Annotated in this window: 17 protein-coding genes; 1 reads left to right on the plus strand and 16 read right to left on the minus strand. The window is 42.8% G+C overall.

Going from position 1 to position 17,599, the window contains the following annotated elements:
- Nucleotides 1-5 precede the first annotated feature (5 nt).
- From ACIFOT_RS08705 to ACIFOT_RS08715, 3 genes are all read right to left on the minus strand, one after another.
- Complete coding sequence (locus tag ACIFOT_RS08705) at nucleotides 6-1,076, minus strand: PQQ-dependent sugar dehydrogenase (RefSeq protein WP_430063926.1); 1,071 nt, start codon at nucleotides 1,074-1,076, stop codon at nucleotides 6-8.
- A 24-nt stretch (nucleotides 1,077-1,100) separates the two neighbouring features.
- A complete protein-coding gene (locus ACIFOT_RS08710; protein WP_430063927.1) occupies nucleotides 1,101-1,955 on the minus strand; it encodes an HAD family hydrolase in 855 nt (284 codons plus the stop codon).
- A gap of 69 nt (nucleotides 1,956-2,024) precedes the next feature.
- The gene (locus tag ACIFOT_RS08715; RefSeq protein ID WP_430063928.1) at nucleotides 2,025-2,687 is read right to left on the minus strand and encodes a DNA alkylation repair protein; all 663 of its coding nucleotides are present in this window, start codon (nucleotides 2,685-2,687) and stop codon (nucleotides 2,025-2,027) included.
- Nucleotides 2,688-2,818: 131 nt separating this feature from the next.
- Here ACIFOT_RS08715 and ACIFOT_RS08720 point away from each other — a divergent pair, with 131 nt between their 5' ends.
- Entirely contained in the window at nucleotides 2,819-2,974 is a 156-nt protein-coding gene (locus tag ACIFOT_RS08720; protein WP_430063929.1) for a hypothetical protein, read from the plus strand.
- A gap of 50 nt (nucleotides 2,975-3,024) precedes the next feature.
- Here the strand turns inward: ACIFOT_RS08720 and ACIFOT_RS08725 are convergent, their stop codons facing one another.
- The 13 genes from ACIFOT_RS08725 to ACIFOT_RS08785 form a co-directional block, all read right to left on the minus strand.
- Nucleotides 3,025-3,522: a transporter gene (locus ACIFOT_RS08725; RefSeq protein ID WP_430063930.1), complete on the minus strand. Its 498-nt coding sequence runs from the start codon at nucleotides 3,520-3,522 to the stop codon at nucleotides 3,025-3,027.
- 71 nt (nucleotides 3,523-3,593) lie between these two features.
- A complete protein-coding gene (locus ACIFOT_RS08730; protein ID WP_430063931.1) occupies nucleotides 3,594-4,697 on the minus strand; it encodes a PRK06851 family protein in 1,104 nt (367 codons plus the stop codon).
- Between the two features lie 89 nt (nucleotides 4,698-4,786).
- Complete coding sequence (gene ybaK / locus ACIFOT_RS08735) at nucleotides 4,787-5,263, minus strand: Cys-tRNA(Pro) deacylase (protein WP_430063932.1); 477 nt, start codon at nucleotides 5,261-5,263, stop codon at nucleotides 4,787-4,789.
- Nucleotides 5,264-5,351: 88 nt separating this feature from the next.
- Entirely contained in the window at nucleotides 5,352-7,814 is a 2,463-nt protein-coding gene (locus ACIFOT_RS08740) for a S8 family serine peptidase (RefSeq protein WP_430063933.1), read from the minus strand.
- A 213-nt stretch (nucleotides 7,815-8,027) separates the two neighbouring features.
- Nucleotides 8,028-8,678 (minus strand): response regulator, encoded by a 651-nt coding sequence (locus ACIFOT_RS08745; protein WP_430063934.1) that lies wholly within the window; start codon nucleotides 8,676-8,678, stop codon nucleotides 8,028-8,030.
- Nucleotides 8,653-10,518: a GAF domain-containing sensor histidine kinase gene (locus tag ACIFOT_RS08750; protein ID WP_430063935.1), complete on the minus strand. Its 1,866-nt coding sequence runs from the start codon at nucleotides 10,516-10,518 to the stop codon at nucleotides 8,653-8,655. The genes ACIFOT_RS08745 and ACIFOT_RS08750 overlap by 26 nt, the downstream gene beginning before the upstream one ends.
- Before the next feature lie 728 nt (nucleotides 10,519-11,246).
- On the minus strand, nucleotides 11,247-11,954 hold the full coding sequence (locus ACIFOT_RS08755; protein ID WP_430063936.1) for an ABC transporter ATP-binding protein: 708 nt from the start codon (nucleotides 11,952-11,954) through the stop codon (nucleotides 11,247-11,249).
- Between the two features lies 1 nt (nucleotide 11,955).
- Nucleotides 11,956-12,735, minus strand: a complete 780-nt coding sequence (locus tag ACIFOT_RS08760) for an ABC transporter ATP-binding protein (protein WP_430063937.1) — start codon at nucleotides 12,733-12,735, stop codon at nucleotides 11,956-11,958.
- Complete coding sequence (locus tag ACIFOT_RS08765; protein WP_430063938.1) at nucleotides 12,710-13,684, minus strand: branched-chain amino acid ABC transporter permease; 975 nt, start codon at nucleotides 13,682-13,684, stop codon at nucleotides 12,710-12,712. The genes ACIFOT_RS08760 and ACIFOT_RS08765 overlap by 26 nt, the downstream gene beginning before the upstream one ends.
- 15 nt (nucleotides 13,685-13,699) lie before the next feature.
- Nucleotides 13,700-14,578 (minus strand): branched-chain amino acid ABC transporter permease, encoded by an 879-nt coding sequence (locus tag ACIFOT_RS08770; RefSeq protein ID WP_430063939.1) that lies wholly within the window; start codon nucleotides 14,576-14,578, stop codon nucleotides 13,700-13,702.
- Nucleotides 14,579-14,725: 147 nt separating this feature from the next.
- On the minus strand, nucleotides 14,726-15,901 hold the full coding sequence (locus ACIFOT_RS08775; protein ID WP_430063940.1) for an ABC transporter substrate-binding protein: 1,176 nt from the start codon (nucleotides 15,899-15,901) through the stop codon (nucleotides 14,726-14,728).
- A 318-nt stretch (nucleotides 15,902-16,219) separates the two neighbouring features.
- Nucleotides 16,220-17,422 carry an MFS transporter gene (locus ACIFOT_RS08780; RefSeq protein ID WP_430063941.1) on the minus strand — a complete coding sequence of 401 codons (1,203 nt, stop codon included), beginning with the start codon at nucleotides 17,420-17,422 and terminating at the stop codon, nucleotides 16,220-16,222.
- A gap of 10 nt (nucleotides 17,423-17,432) precedes the next feature.
- Nucleotides 17,433-17,585, minus strand: coding sequence for a hypothetical protein (locus ACIFOT_RS08785; RefSeq protein ID WP_430063942.1), 153 nt, complete (start codon nucleotides 17,583-17,585; stop codon nucleotides 17,433-17,435).
- Between the last annotated feature and the right edge of the window lie 14 nt (nucleotides 17,586-17,599).

Genomic DNA, 17,599 nt, shown 5'->3' on the forward strand with positions numbered 1-17,599 from the left:
CAAAACTATTTTATATCATTTAACCGGACTCGGTATAATTTATCATCCTTTTGATCCGGGTTGCCTCTGCCATCAGTATTGTTGCTGACAAAATAGAGATAGCCGCCGTCGACATAGAGGTCGCGAATCCGGCCTAATCCTGTAATGACAGGCCTCGTCTTTTTTTCTGACAGCTCAAATTCACGGACAGCATTGCCCCTTAATGTGGCCGCATATAGGTTGCCATTTGCTGCAACCATTCCCGAAGGGGCCCATGTTTCATCTTCGGATTGATAAAGAGGGGCTTCCATTCCTGCTTTCTGCTCCGTTCCTTGTATCAAGGGCCAGCCATAATTAGCCCTCGGTTTAATCACATTGATTTCATCATGCGCTGATTGGCCATGCTCGCTTGCATAAAGCGTTCCTTGAATCCACACCAACCCCTGCGGATTGCGGTGGCCGTAGCTGTAAACGAGGGAATTTGGAAAAGGATTATCCAAAGGAACAGTCCCGTCTAAATTCATTCGTAAAATTTTCCCGTTCAACGAATTCAACTTTTGAGCTGTTGACGGGACGGTTGCGTCACCAGTCGTAATATATAGCTTTCCGTCAGGACCGATTTTCAGCCTGCCGCCATGATGGAAAGCCGCGCTCGGAATCTTGTCCAAAAGAATTTTTTCCTCTGCCCACTCATGACCCTTTTGTTTTAACACAATGATGCGGTTAAACTGCCCATTCCCATCCTCATAGGTATAATACGCAAAGGCCCGATAGTTGGCAGAAAAGTGAGGATCTAGTACAAAGCCAAGCAACCCTGCTTCTGCTGCCTTCGCAAGCGGATGTGCCAGCCGCACTGGCTGCCGTTCCGTTTTACCATTTTCAACTTTTACGATACTTCCGGTTCGTTCACTGATGTAGAAAGCTTGATTTAGCTTATCAATCGACCATGGGACAGACAAATTCTCCGCCACCACTTCCACCTCAGACTGCCCGACAATAACTTCCTTGTCTTCAGGTTTCGCTTCATTTTTTTCAAAAAATGAACAGCCTGATAACAGCAGCAACATCAATAGTAATCCGGAACCAACTTTGTACATAAACCCCTTCCTTCCACTTTTCTTCTATAAAATTTCTACTATTGCCTTCGCCACACCGCTTTCTTCATTGGTGTCTGTCACATGGTCACAAAGTGACTTTATGTAATAGCTGGCATTGCCCATTGCTACCGCTCTTCCTACCCGTTCGAACATGGAAACATCATTCAAATTATCTCCCATCGCCATTGTCTCAGATAATTCAATCCCGTTTGCTTTCACAAATGACTCCAGCGCTATTCCCTTTTGGGCATTTTTATGAGTGATTTCAATGTTTTCATGACCTGATGAGGAAATCTCCAATTCTTCTATTGCAGCAAGGGCATTGTTAGCCGCCTCAAGTCTGTCAGCGTCAAAGGAGAACGCCAGCAATTTATAAATCTGGTGATTTTCATCTGCAAAAATCATCTCGTAATCCCCAACTTCATGAACTAAGCCATTTCGTACCCGTGCCCCTGCCTTATAAACAATCTCCTCCCGATTCAAATCCGGATTCGCGCTCATCACAATGTCAACAAGAATCGAAACTGCTTTTTCCGAATCAAGCGAGAACGTACCTTGGTTTGTGTAGACTTCAAAATAAATGTCATGCTCCGTTAGCGTGGCAGCTGCTTCCCTTGCTAATTCCTTGCTAATTGGGTTTGCAGAAATAATCTCGCCATCTTTCGAGCGTACCTCAGCCCCGTTCACGCAAATAATCGGGCATTTCAAGCCTGTCTCAGCCAACACGAAGGTTGCCTCCTGATACGACCTTCCTGTGGCAACGACAAACTCAATACCCTTCTCCTGTGCTTTTAAAATGGCCTCTTTATTTTCCGGTGTGATTTGTTGAATACTGTTTAATAAGGTCCCATCCATGTCTGATGCAATACACTTAATCATGTTGTCCAGCTCCTATTTTTTGATATTGCCATTCTAACACGATTGGCTGGCAATTTTCCTCCAGAAGGCTTAGCCTACATACTTGCTGCCTTCGCGGACACTTAGGGGTGCTAACCGGTGACCCTCGATAAACTCCTTTACCGACGCGGGATTTGTCTTGGAATATTCCCGCAACGCCCAGCCAATCGCCTTTTGGATAAAAAATTCCTTGCTGTCGGCATTTAGCTCAATATAATGATAAAGCAGTTCTTCATACGTTTTATCTTTATATTTTAATTGAAAGAGTATTGCCGCCCGGCGAAGCCACATATAATCGTGTTCTGCCCAGCCATTTAGCGTTTCCTCAACGACTTCAGGGTATTTCTGAGCGATTTTCCCGACCGCTTTTGGGGCAATCGCATCCACGGTATCCCACCATGATTTCGTCATAATCAGCCGCTTCATGAATTCCAAATCCTGTTTTTCCAGCTTATTAAGTGATTTTTCTATATAAGTAAGGGCTGTATATTGATATTCCCTTTCAGGCTTGTCCCATAACACGCTGACGATATCTCTATTAAATGGTTCTTTAAGAATCCCAGTCTCCTTGAAAAATTGCTTTTCAAGCTCTTTGCGCAAGGGAGACTTAATGCCCAAGTATGGGAAATGCCCCTTCATATAGCTTTCCATCGGCCCAGCATTTGTTTCATTGCGGTTTTTTTCGAAAAGATTGGTTAACAAATCTATTTGCAAAAAAATCACTCCTCTCTATTATGAATTATTCTCTTTTTTAACTTTTTTCCCTTTCTATTTATTTCGATACCCTCCGCATAAACGAATTTACCAATGACAAACTAAAAGTGGATAAGGAAGGAGGGGGTTTCGTGACTAAGAAATTTAACAAAGGCAGCCGCAATCAAAATTCGCCGCAGGCAGGACAGGCAGAGGCGGAGTTTGCAAATGAGTTTGTAAGCGGCGATAACAGTAAAGGGAACAAGCGCAATAAAGGCCAGCAAAGCAAAACTAATCCACATGCTTAAATCTAGTAAAAAATCGGCTTTCTCCATTGAAAGCCGATTTTTTGGAAAAATTAATGGCAGGTAAAGGATCGGATTCGGTCTAAATCCATTCCATAATATTGCCAGTGGTTGCCTCGCCAGCGATAACCGGCGATGGAAGTTCTGCCCACATAGGTTGGGTAGTACCAGAAGTTTTTTCCACTTCTTAACCAAATATAGGTGTAACGGTAGAGGCACGGTCTGATGCCGCCTGGGTCGACCGCATATAATCCCACTTGTTCATGTGGTATAAAGGCCGGCGGCGGTACAGTCGGAGGGCCTCCATGCTGCCCTCCGCCAAACGGCGGTTGATGTCCGCCCCCATGCTGCGGCGGCGGTGGTGGAAATCCCCCGTGTGGTGGTTGATGCTGGCTACCCCCGTGCGGCGGCATGTGTTGAACCCCGCTCTGCGGCGGCGGTCCTGGCGGCTGCTGCTGGCCTCCTCCAGGAAACTGTGTCTGGCGCAAAAAATCTTCATGAGAATTGCCATGTATTAGTCCATGGCCATAAGGGTAATTCAAATAATCCAAGGCACAAAACCCCCTTTTATTTGTTTTCCCTCTAATGTATGCAAACGGCCTAATTTGGTGAAATCTCAGTCCTATTCTACTTTTGTGGCTGCTAAGTCTCTTATTTCCCCAGCAATTTTATTTTGGATTCCTTCCACGACCGAAAAGTCCATGGCTGCAATATAAATTTCCTCTAATTCATCATGAAGCTCTTTTGCCTTCGCCAAATAAGAGGTTGCCTCCAGCATTTTGCTTTTATAGTTAGCCGCAATTTTACTAAGGATATCTTCAAAAATTTCATCTGTACCATGAGCAATTAATAATTCATACATATCAATGATTTCATCGCTGTCGCGGCTCGGGAAATACTCATGCGGTGCCGTGCTGTCAAAAATGGCAATTCCCAGTTCTCTAAAAATAACCATATCTAAACTATGTGGATCAAAGCCACAATGATAAATTTCTGCGTCCACACCTCTCGCTTCAGCGGCAGCTGCCAGCTTTTTCAGCAACGTGGATTTTCCAGAACCCGGGCGTCCTTTGATAAAATAACGCTTCGGAACCTCTTCTGTTAGATTTGGAACGAAATCCACTGCACCTTTTGGCGTAGCAGCTCCTAAAAAGCGGTGACGGATATCGGATTGTTTACTGAGCTTCATTTTTCCAAAGAATGTATCAATTAATTTGTTTGTTAATTGATCAGCTTTTTTGAAATCCATGCTGTTAATATAAATTTTTTCCCAATCATCATGAATATCCAGGGCTTCCTTGAATGTATCATAGGCCTTATGGAAGGACTGATTGATTTGCTTTGTTAATTTTAATATCGTGCTTTTATGAGCAGCCAGCGCCTTTGCATTCCAAGCCTCGCCAAGGTTAATATATTCTTCAACTGCACCAGGTGCCTTCGGTTCAATGACGTGCGGTGCTGTTCCATCGACGATCCCCACCTTTAACGCTGGAATAATCACACCATCAATGGAATTATTATCTGATGAGCAATGGAGAAATTCGATATCGAAGCCTTTTTCAATCCACTCATTGCCGATTTTTTTCATTAGTGAGGATTTACCTGTTCCAGGTCCGCCTTTTAAAATAAATAACCGGTCAAGTCCTTGGAGATTTGAATCGTACAGATTGTGGAACCCCCTAGCTGTATTACCGCCGGCAAAATAATTCTTAATTTTACCTGCCACTCTTCAACACTCCCTTTTTATGACGAAAGCTTAAGTTTATTTCACCCTATCTTATGCTTTTGTCATTTATAGGTGAATGCCTATTAAAATTATTTAAGAACATCAGTTATGTCGGCGTTTGTTAATTCCTTTAAAGTTGCAGGTGCGAGGACGATCTGCATGCCAATTTTCCCAGCACTTACGACGATTGTCTGGATTTCGCGGCATCTTTCATCGATAAAGGTCTTATATTCCTTTTTCATGCCGATGGGGGAGCAGCCGCCGCGGATGTAGCCCGTCCATTTTTGAATATCCTTTACCGGAAGCATTTCAATTTTTTTCTCTCCAGCCGCCTTCGCCGCTTTTTTTAAGTCCAGTTCTTCCGCAACAGGAATAACGTAAACATAAATATTCTTGCTTGCGCCCTGTGCCACAAGTGTTTTATAGACCTCCTTTGGCTCCTTTCCAATTTTTTCAGCCACGGAAACTCCGTCAATTTTTCCATCTTTGTTGTCGTATGTAAGCATTTCATACTGGACCTTTTTTGCATCCAATATCCGCATTGCATTTGTTTTCGTCTGTGCCATGTTAATCATCCTTTATTGATAAATTACTAGTAGTATAGCAATAATTTCATGAAAAAGGAGAGCCCCATTGCAAAGCTCTCCTCAAATATTATTGCAGCCACGCCTGGAAGTAGCGTGTTATGGCAACTGCATAGTCGCCTCTTGTCACTTTTTTCGCTGGATCAAAGCTGGCTTCGACGGTTGGCACCAACTCGTAAGGTCCTTGTTTAACAGCAAAAGTGGCATTTAAAATATTAAGGTCCAGAGCTGTTTGGACATAACCTTTAAGCGCAGCAGGAATGGACGCACCATCCTTCAAAGGAATCCGCTCATCCTTATAAAGGACCGTTACCGTATCACCGATGAAATCCTTTGCCTGTTTTTCTAAACCAAGCGCTTGCACAAGCGAGTAGGCGAGTTCTGCGCGGCTGACCTCACCGTTTGGATTAAAATTCCCGGCAGAATCAAGTAGCATAACGCCGCCCTGCGACTGTAAACCATCACGAATGGCAGCCCCTTTGGCCGAAACAGCCTTAACAAACGGAACGTCAGCTGACTGAACATCCTTCAATGCTGGAGCCTGGCTTTGACGAATTCCTGCTCCCATTACTAAAAAGCGTGCTAAATCCTTCCGTAACAGATTCTGCTGCGGCTTAAAAGTTCCATCCACGTAACCATCTACTAATCGTTCACTTACCGCCATTTCAATCGCGGAGGCAGCGGGGCTGCCAGCAATATCATTCAAACCTGAAAAACCACTGACTTTCGAAACGGATATCGTCCCCTGAATCGTTTCAGGCAAGCCGGCACCAACCGGATTGGCCGTATTATAGTGCAAACCGTCAATCTTTACCTGCCATGTACCAGCCTTTGGTGAATTGACGGTCGCCGTACGGTCAGGATAAAGCGTAAACAATAGGCTGATTCCAGAGCTGTACTCCGTCCCATCCGGCGCAGTTAATATAAGATTAACCGGGTTCCCGGTTTGACCAAGTAACCCATATGCATCAATTCGGGCAGATAATTGGGACACACCTGCAGGAACATCAAATGAGTAGGTGTTTGACGTTGACATCAATGGATTATAGTCTACTTGAAATGGCGACCTTTCAACAGAGGCAACCGCATTGCTATTAAATGTTTGATTTGCATTCACGGTCTTTCCATAGGTGTTGTCAAAAAGAACTGCGTCCAGCGCCGCATAAGCATTAACATACCCGCTACCGACTTCCCACGTTTCATATCCAGGCATATTCGTCGCCGTATCCTGTAATACCTTCTTGATTTCATCCGGCGTTAACGTTGGCTTCGCTTCAAGGAGAAGGGCGACAATCCCTGCAACATGCGGTGTTGCCATAGAAGTCCCGCTCATCACCGTATAGTATGGGAGATAGGCCGGTTCAATTACCGCAGCGTCATCCGTTGCTGCTAAAGAGGAGACCGGGGCCACTGCACGAGTCGAGATAATGTCCACCCCGGGGGCGGTAACACTTGGCTCATCCTTCCAAGCCCATGTGCGGTCATCCAGTTCAAACGTGCCGCCGACACCTTTAGTTCCCCGTGAAGAAAAATCTGCTAATGAACCATCTTTTTCACCGGCAGCCACGGAAATGACCCATGGTGCCTTTGCATATGGATTATGAGTATTTTCACCAGGGCCTTCATTTCCTGCCGCAAACAATACGGTAATGCCTCGGTCATAGGCAGCTTTACTTGCTAGATTAATAGGGTCATTCGGATCAAAATCGCCCGAAGAGCCCCAAGAGTTTGTAATCACGCGAATATTGTATTGAGACTGGTGGGTAATAGCATAATCGAAGCTGCCAATTCCATCGAGTACCAGTAAGGCAGCACCTGATCCATACCCGATTAGGTTCGCACCTGGGGCAACACCTTCATATTTTCCGTTAGAGGCTGCACCGGTACCGCCGACAATCCCGGCAACATGGGTTCCATGACCAGAATTCGAGTCGGTATTTGGTACATTTTCAACATAAGTAATTGGAAGCAGGCTCGGTTCCAAGCTGTTTAAATTTAAGCTTGCCATCACGTTTTGAACAACATGGCTGCCAAATTGCAAATCTTTATGTGTTCCATCCACACCGCTATCGTTGATAACAACGCCTACACCCTTACCGGTTAATGGTAGACCGCCGTTTGCTTTTTGCATCGCAGCGTCTGTGCGGGCCTTATCCACTCCTGTAATATTGGTAGCATCAGCATTGTAATATTCAAGATTACGATTTAAATAGATAGACTTAACTCCAGGTGAAGCAGCAAGCTTATTAATTTGATCCTTTGTGGCGACAATTCCAGCCATCGGTAACGCCTTCATCGTTATTCCATTGGCAATTCCAAGGTCCTTCAATAAATCCAAATTTCCCTTTGTCGGAGCACCCTGGCCGTCAAAGCTTACAATGACCTGTAAGGGCTCTGTTACGTTTTCAAGTGCTTTGACCAATTTACTATCTAGGACTGCAGATGTAACCGAGGCATGCGCCTTTGATAGATTCGGTAAAACGAGTGAAAATAGTAATAAGAAAGCCAGTAAGCCTGAAAACCACCTTTTCACATTCCATTCCCCTTTTCATTTTACATTTGATAGGGTTATTGTCTAAAAATTCAGACCGACTTACTATTCAGCAAAGGGAGTAATTAAAAAAAGAATAGGTACTATTTTCAACTCGTACAAAAGTAATATTAACTAGACCACTAGGTCAAAAAAAGTGTCAGGCATCATGTGAAGATTTCACATGGTGCCTGACACCTTTATCAATACTTGAGGCTATGTCAGTGGGACGAGCTGGTTTTGGACGGCGTAGATGACGACCTGGGAGCGGCTTTTGACGCCGAGTTTTTTGAAGATGTTTGAAACATGAATTTTAACGGTTTTGTCGCTTATGTAAAGGGAGCCAGCAATTTCCTTATTATTCATCCCCTTTACAAGGCACAGAAGAACCTCTTTTTCCCTTCCAGTCAGAGCACCTTCCACTTTCTCCTCAACAGGATCTGCCGCTTTTGGCTGTTGAAAGGCAAGAAACTTCTTGGTCATCGAAGGGTGAATCACCGATTGCCCGCCCGCGACCGCACGAATGGCATCAACCACATGCTGTGAGGGGGCATCCTTCAGAAGGTAGCCATCCGCCCCTTCACGTATCGCCGACATAAAGTATTCATCATGGTCATACATCGTCAGCATTAATATTTTGACTGCTGGATAAAGCTGCTTAATTATACTTGTGGCTTCAATACCGTTCTTCTCCGGGATATTAATATCCATCAAAATGACGTCAGGCTGCTTCTCCTTCACCTTGGCGATGGCATCATTTCCATTTACAGCTTCCGCGACCACCTCAATATCTGTTTCCATACCTAAAATATTCTTTAACCCATCCCGTAAGACGGCATGATCATCGACTAGCATAAGCTTGATCACGCAATTCACTCCCTTCAATCCCCATCCTTGGTACCGATAAGGTAATTTCTGTCCCTGCCCCTTCCTTGCTGTCAACCTGGAGGGTGGCCTGGATTTTTTCAGCCGCTTCATTCATATGCAAGATTCCGAAATGCGGGTGTTCACGCGCCTTAATCATTGCCTGGAAAAGCGAAAATCCTTTGCCATTATCCCTCACCTTTAATAAAACATGCTCTTTTTGATAGCTTAAGAGAATTTCTAATTTGGAAGCATCTGCATGCTTGATTGCATTTTGCACACTTTCCCGGCAAATTTCAAACATAATTTTTTCCACCATTGGACTTAGCTGAAACTCTGGTCCCCTTGTTTCTAAGGAAATTGGGATTTTTGACTCCCGCTCCACTGCTTTAATCTTCGTGGAAATAGCCGCAAGCAAACCGACACGTTCCGTTGGATAAGGCCGGAGCGCATAGATGGATTCCCTGACCTCCTTAAGGCTTCTCCTCAGCTTTTCCGTGCTGCCATTTATTAAGCGGAGGGAATCCTCAGGCATCTTCGCAAATTTCCGCTGAGCCGTCTCTAAATTCATAATCGCCCCTGCAAGCGACTGGGCAACACCGTCGTGGATTTCACGGGCAATTCGATTTCTCTCTTCTAAAATTAATCGTTTTTCCTGCTCGGCAAACAGCCATCTCGTTTTGATCAGGACGGCCAGCTGATTAGCAAGTGTCGCCGCCGACTGCATATCATCTTCGGCAAAGCTTTTCGTACGGATCCTGCCAACCACAAACATGCCAACCAGATCGCTTTCTAGTATCAATGGTGCATATAACAGCGAAGCTACTTCTTCCGTAAAAATTTCCCCAACAGGGCCCGCTGCCTTTTTCGTATTGTGAAAGACCGTTAATTGCTTAAGTTCATCTAGGGAATCCGCCATTTGCTCAGATAAAGTCCATTTTTCTTTAAGGAGTCCGGAGGCCGTCTTTAATTTCCAAACGTTTCCTTCCCTTTTCCATAAAACCCAGGCATCGACATCAATAAATTCCTGAAGATTTTCTGTTAAAAAGATAAGCCAATCGGTAGTAGCAATTTTTTTATTTAATTCCGAGGAAATACTGAAAAGTGCTTTTATTTTAGCTTTTTCCCTTCTCAAATTGGCAATGATAGAGCTTAGCAGGGCAAAGCAAACTAGCGGTGAGAAAAAGAAGAAAAAGGAAAAGACATCAATTTCACCTCTGTTTTGGTTACCTAAAAAATGAAACAGGATGAGATAGGCATACGAAATAAAAAAACTATTCAATTCTTGCAGTGACTTTCGTTTCCATGCCTTAAAACTATAGGTTTGCGGCCGGATTACAAGCAAAATATCAACTAGGATGTTATTAATCACATAAAAAGGAATCATCAGCAGGGTGAAAAAGACTGTTCCTTGCACAACCTTCGATTGGTCTGCAATCGGTAGAGAAGAAAACAATGACATGCATAGTATGTAAGCGAGAAAGAAGCTGATAACCAAAAGAGCCGGGTTAAAAAAAACAAGTCGTAATGGGCGTCTTTTAATAAGATTAATGGCTGCAACGATCAATCCGTAAAATACAAGGGTATATGCAAGGCCATCCATGATGAATATGGCGTAAACAAGCGAAAAAGAAATCGTAACGGTACCTTTCCAAATCGGCAGGGGGAAGAACTCGACGATAAAAAGGAAAATCACTAATAAGGCAAAAATCATCGGCTCTTTCGGCGCCGTTAATTTTATCAGTCCAAATTGGATGAAAATCAGCGTTCCAATGATAGATGTTAGCAGCAAAAAGAGCCTTGCCAGCCGTTCTTTTTTATGCAAAATCACAGAATTGGCCATGTAGCACCACCTCATTTTATTACAAATAACATAATTTTCTGTTAATTATTATTGTAATGGAATTATATAAGAAAAACAATTCTCTAAATCCATCTAAGCCCATGGGCAAGCTGATATTTCCCAACCTCTTAACCTCACAAAAAAGCCCAGACCGGTACAATGAATACACTAACCGATACTGGGTCCCACAAACCTGGTGGAGGTTCGTTATTAATATTATCACACAGGAAACCGTTTTTTTCCATTTACTAAAAGGATTATTCTACATTAGTACCTTTGTAGTAAAATCAACCGTTATCAAAATTACCTAAATTTTGTCACCCGTTTGTCACTCTATCAAAACAGTAATATAGTAAACTAAAATAAAATGATAGATATAGTTCATATATCCATGTGAAATAATTCACAAATCAAGAGAGGTGGTTTACGCCAATTTCTTTTCGCTTGCCCTGGTAGGCTTAGAGCAGCTCTATGTTGATTATGCCAATAAAATTAAAAATCAGCATCAGCCAAAACTTCTCCGGCAATTTAAACTCGAACCGGAACAAAGAAAAATTACACCTTAAGAAGAAAAGGTATCGGAGCTCTCTCCGATACCTTTTTGTCTAGCTGCAGCGCCTAGCCCCTCGAGGTCATAAGTCAATCCCAGTAAGAAGGCAAAAAAACGCCTTCTTACTGGGATTGACTTATGCTTGTCGGGGCTGCCCAAGGCGCTTCCGCTTTTCTATTTAATGCCCACCAAGATAGGCGTTTCGAATTTGATCACTTGCACTAAGTTCCTCAGCCGAGCCAGAGGCAACAATTTTTCCAGTTTCAATGACATAGGCGCGGTCAGCAATTGATAATGCCATATTGGCATTCTGTTCAACTAACAGGATTGTTGTTCCTGTTTTATTGATTTCTTCGATAATGTTAAATATCTGTTTTACTAATAACGGTGCAAGACCCATCGAAGGCTCGTCTAGCAGCAATAGACGAGGCTGTGCCATTAACGCACGGCCCATTGCAAGCATCTGCTGCTCACCACCGGATAATGTTCCTGATAGCTGCTTGCGGCGTTCATGCAAGCGTGGGAAAAGCTGATAGACTTTTTCAAAATCTTCACGGATGCCTTTTTTATCATTACGCAAGTAAGCGCCTAATTCAAGGTTCTCTTCAACCGACATGTTGGAAAAAACACGACGGCCTTCTGGTACCTGACATAGGCCTCTTTTCACGATCAATTGCGGAACCTTGCCGGCAATGTGCTCGTCTTCAAAAACAATTTCGCCATTCTTCGGCTTCAGTAAGCCGGAAATCGATTTCAAAAGTGTACTTTTTCCAGCTCCGTTAGCGCCAATCAGTGTAACAATCTCACCTTGCTTGATATCGAGGGATACTCCCTTCAATGCATGTATGTTTCCGTAGTAGACATTTATATCTTTGATTTTTAGCATTTTAAGAGACCTCCTCACCTAAGTACGCTTCGATGACTTTTGGATTATTTCTGATTTCCTCTGGGGTACCGTTGGCAATCAATTGGCCGTGGTCAAGTACATAAATTCTTTCACACACTCCCATGACTAGGGGCATATCATGCTCAATCAATAGAATCGTTAAGGAGAAGCGCTCACGAATCAAGGCAATCAGATTCATGAGTTCCTCTGTTTCCTGCGGATTCATTCCTGCTGCAGGTTCATCTAGCAGAAGCAGCTTTGGATTGGCTGCGAGTGCCCTGGAAATCTCCAGGCGGCGCTGCTGGCCGTATGGCAGGTTCTTTGCCTTCTCATGCATAACCTCATCAAGTTTAAAGATTTTCAAAAATTCAATCGCTTTTTCTTCCATTTCCTTTTCCCCAGAAAAGTGAGAAGGAAGGCGGAAGATTGAGCTAAAGATCGAATGTTTAGCAAGAGAATGATAGGCTACCTTTACATTGTCCAACACTGATAATTCACTGAACAAACGGATATTTTGGAATGTACGGCTGATGCCTTTCTTCGTAATTTTATAGGGCGCTTGTCCATTCAGTTTTTCGCCATCGAGCGAAATGCTTCCCTCAGTAGGGATATAAACACCTGTTAAAAGGTTGAAAAATGTCGTCTTCCCGGCACCGTTTGGGCCAATTAAACCGACAAGTTCACCCTGATTTAATTCCAAATTTACATCTGAAACAGCCTTTAATCCGCCAAATCGGATTCCTACATTATCTACTTTAAGCAACTGTTTGTTTGTTGACATCTTGAGAACCTCCCTTAGCAGACTTTCCTACTTTGAAGAATGAGGTAATTTCTCTTGTTCCTAACAATCCTTGTGGACGGAAAAGCATCATCGCAATTAACACAAGGCTGTAAACAACCATCCGAACCTCTGGATAATTGGCAAGGAATGTTGAAATAATCGTTAATAGAATCGCTGCGATAACGGCGCCAGACATACTGCCAAGACCGCCAAGCACTACGAAAATTAAAATATCAAAGGATTTCAAGAAGCCAAAGTTTGTCGGCTGGATAATATAAAAGTTATGAGCATGCAAGGCACCGGCTACACCAGCAAAGAAAGCACCGATGACAAAAGCCATAACCTTGTAATAAGTCGTATTGATTCCCATTGCATCTGCGGCAATTTCATTTTCTCTGACCGAGATACAAGCACGTCCATGTGTTGAATTTGTAAAGTTGACGATGACAACAATTGTAATCAGTACGCAGGCAAACAGCCATGGCCATGTGATCAGGTGGGGAACGGTCATACCGCTTGCTCCGCCTACATAATCAATATTTAAAAATACAATTCTCATAATCTCGCCAAAACCTAATGTTGCAATGGCAAGATAGTCCCCTCTTAATCTTAGCGTAGGGATACCGATAACTAATCCGGCAATTGCCGCGATGATACCGCCGGCAATTAAAGCGACCGGGAATGGCAGACTTAATTTAGTTGTGACGATTGCCGAAGCATAGGCACCTACGGCAAGGAAACCCGCATGTCCAATCGAAAACTGTCCTGTAATCCCGATAATTAAATGAAGACTTGCTGCAAGAATGATATTGATACCGATGAAGAAGAGTGTGTTGACATAGAAGGAGTTTAATGTACCTCCGTTAATTAAAAACTGTGTTACTACTGCAAAAACAACGGCAGCAGCGATCCAGATCCAAAAAGTCTTTGTTTGTTTTAATGTTTTCATCGCTTAAGCCACCCCCTAGACTTTTTCCCTGACATTTTTACCAAATAAACCTGCAGGTCGGAAAATTAAAATTAGAATTAAGACAACAAAGGCTACTCCGTCACGCCATAAGGAATATCCGGCTGCACTTACTAGGGCTTCGATAACACCTAATAATAAACCGCCTGTCATTGCACCAGGGATAATGCCGATTCCGCCTAAAACGGCTGCAACGAAAGCCTTAAGACCTGGGATAATTCCCATTAATGGCTCAATTTTTGTATAGTACATTCCGAAAATAACGCCTGCTGCTCCAGCAAGGGCAGAACCAATGGCAAAAGTCGCAGAAATCGTATTATTTACATTGATTCCCATCAATCTTGCAGCGTCCATATCGTGTGATACGGCACGCATTGCTTTACCGATTTTGGTTTTATGAACGATAAACTGCAGTAAAATCATTAAGAAAACAGATGTACCTAAAATTAATAGAGATTGTCCGCTGATTTTAACACCAAAAATCTCTAAGCTCTTTAATGGAACGATGTTGCTTGGATATGCTTCCGGCTGTGCACCGCGGGCATAGATTGTTCCGTATTCGATAAACAGGGATACCCCAATCGCTGTAATCAGCGCCGCAATTCTTGTTGCATTTCTTAGCGGCTTATAGGCAATCCGCTCAATTAAGACACCGAAAATGGCACAGGCCACCATTGCAATCAATAATGCTGGGAAAAATCCTAAATGAAAAATAGAAATACAATAAAACCCGATAAATGCACCAACCATGAAGACGTCCCCATGGGCAAAGTTAATTAATTTTACGATACCATATACCATTGTGTACCCTAAGGCAATTAAAGCGTAAATACTGCCTAAGGAAACTCCGTTTACTATCTGCTGTATGATTTCCATATGTGCTACACTCCTTTGGAGGGACTTCTACTTTTGTTTAATTAAATAGGCGTTAACATGGTTAACACGTTGAAAAAAGTGTTTACTTTTTTTAAATTGGAATAGGGAGCTTTGAGACTCCCTATTCCTTTTTTTACCGTATAGAATTTAAGGGTTAACTTTTGTCTTAAATTGTTGTTGGCCGTTTACGTACTCAAGAATTACTGCGGCTTTAATTGGATCATGGTTTTTATCAAGCTTTAAGTTTCCAGATACAAGTTGAAGGCCGTCAGTTGATTCAAGGGCTTTTTGAATTTTCTTAGGATCGCTGCTTCCTGCACGCTTAATGGCATCGGCAACGAAGTAAGCAGTATCATAACCTAAAGCAGCAAAGGCATCAGGTGATTTACCATCATACTTAGCTTTAAATGCAGATACGAATTCCTGAACCTTCTTATCGCTATCACCAGAAGAATAGTGGTTTGTGATAAATGTATTTTTAAGCGGATCGGCACCAGCGATTTCTACTAGTTTAGGAGAATCCCAGCCATCGCCGCCCATAATTGGAACATTAATACCAAGAGCACGAGCCTGTTTTACGATTAGACCAACTTCTTCATAGAATCCAGGAAGGAACACGTATTCTGGATTTTTTGCTTTAATATTTGTTAGGATTGCATTAAAATCTGTATCCTTCGCTACATATGCTTCTTCTGCAACGATAGAACCGCCATTTTTCTTAAAGTTCTCTTTGAAGGAAGCAGCCAGGCCTTTTGAATAGTCACTGGAGCTGTCGATAATAACGGCTGCAGACTTAACCTTTAGGGTGTCTAGTGCAAAAGTTGCAGCAACAGTACCTTGGAATGGGTCGATAAAGCAAGTACGGAATACAAAGTCATTAACCTTACCGTCTTTGTTTGTGATCGTAGCGTTTGTAGCAGTTGGTGTAATTAATGGAACTTTGTTATCTTGGGCAATTTGAACTTGAGCTAGGGTATTTGTACTTGTTGCGGAACCGATGATTGCTGATACCTTATCTTGGCTGACTAGCTTAATAGCACCGTTTGTTGCTTCTGCAGCATCTGATTTATTATCAACTGCCACTAATTGCAATTTCTTGCCATCGATGCCTTTTTTGTTGATTTCCTCAAATGCTAATTCAACACCTTCTTTAACAGACTGACCATAAGAAGCTACACCGCCGGATAGCTCTAGGTTTGCACCGATCTTGATTGTGCCGCCCTTTTCGGCATCTCCGCTCGTGCTGGCAGAGCCACAGCCTGCCATTACGCCTGCCGCCATCATCAGCGACATAAAAATTCCAGCTACCTTTTTCTTTCTCATACTTTACCCCCTGTTTTTCCTAAAAATTTTCCCAACTTTGTTGTGCTACTGTTTCAAAAACATATAATATTCTGAAAACATTGTATCTAATATTTTGTAGTTCGTCTAGTCTATTTCTCCGTTATTTTAAAATAATTTTGAAAATAATATTTTCTTCGGTTTTCGTACATTTCAAGGCTTTATTCAACTAAAGTGAATAAGAATTTACTTTTCCATAAAAAGGGTTATAGTCGAATTAATATTTTGTCTAAATATATTTCTTTCCTCTTAAACGAAAAAAAAAGAGACTCCCAAAAAGGGAATCTCTCTCAACAAATGTTATACCAATTCTTTGTTTTTCGTTTCTTTTCCAAAAATCAATACTGTTAACGCTCCAATAATGATGGAGATACAAAAGATCGTAAAGATAGACTGAATCGGCATTTTTTGGGCCACAAGATAACCCACTAATAATGGACCCAGCACTCCGCCAATCCGCCCAAAGGAAGCGGCCATACCTGCACCTGTCCCGCGAATAATCGTTGGATATTGTTCAGGAGTATAGGCATATAGGCCGCCCCAGGCCCCAAGATTAAAGAAGGACAGCAGGATTCCAGATGTCATCAAAAGGGCGGTCGATTCGGCCGTACCAAAGAAATAGGCGCTGGCAGCCGTACCGATTAAATAAACGACTAATACAAATTTTCGGCCAAATCTTTCAATAAACCAGGAAGCGGTAAAATAACCCGGCAATTGAGCTAGCGTCATGATCAGGACATATTCAAAGCTTTTAATTAAACTAAAGCCTTTCATTACCATCACGCTTGGCAGCCAGAGAAACATCCCATAATAAGAGAAGACGACGCAAAACCACAGGACCCATAGCATCGCTGTTTGGCGTCCATGCTCTTTTGACCATAGGTTCGCAAGACTTTGGAAAACAGAAATTTTCTCTTTTCCCTTTATGGCTGAGAACCGCGGTGAATCCGGGAGCCCCATTCGTAAGTATAGAGCATAAAGGGCAGGGATGGCACTAATGATTAAAGCCGTCTGCCAGCCGAACTTAGGAATGATAAAATAAGAAATCAAGGCTGCAATCAGCCATCCTCCCGCCCAAAAGCTTTCCAACAGGACAACAATCCTGCCGCGATTTTCCGGAGGAACACTTTCTGATACGAGAGTGGAAGCAACAGGGAGCTCTCCTCCTAAGCCCATTCCAATAAAAAATCTAAAAATTAAAAAGACAGTTAAAGTTGATGTAAACGCAGAGGCGCCACTGCCAATCGAAAATAATAATAACGTAATAATAAAGACATTTTTCCGCCCGATACGGTCAGCCATTAAACCGAAAATGAGGGCACCGACAGCCATCCCAATGGAATTGATGCTGCCAATCCAGCCCATCTGCCCCGGGGTTAGATTCCATTCTACTTTTAAAGCCGCAATGATGAAGGAGAGCATTCCGACATCCATGGCATCAAACATCCAGCCCATCCCGGCAATGCCAAGCAACTTACGGCCTGATATTTTCTTTTTGTCCATTAAAATCCCCCTATGCTGTAGCACTCATTAACATTATTCCCCAATTCTTTCTATTTATTTTAGAAAAGAAATACACGCTACTAAACATAGATATTCTAGCAAGTGTCTTTACAGTTGTCACTACTTTTTCAAAAATGCCATGAAAAAAGAGAGGATGCTTCATCGCATTCTCTCCTT

This window comes from Neobacillus sp. NRS-1170, assembly GCF_050468025.1.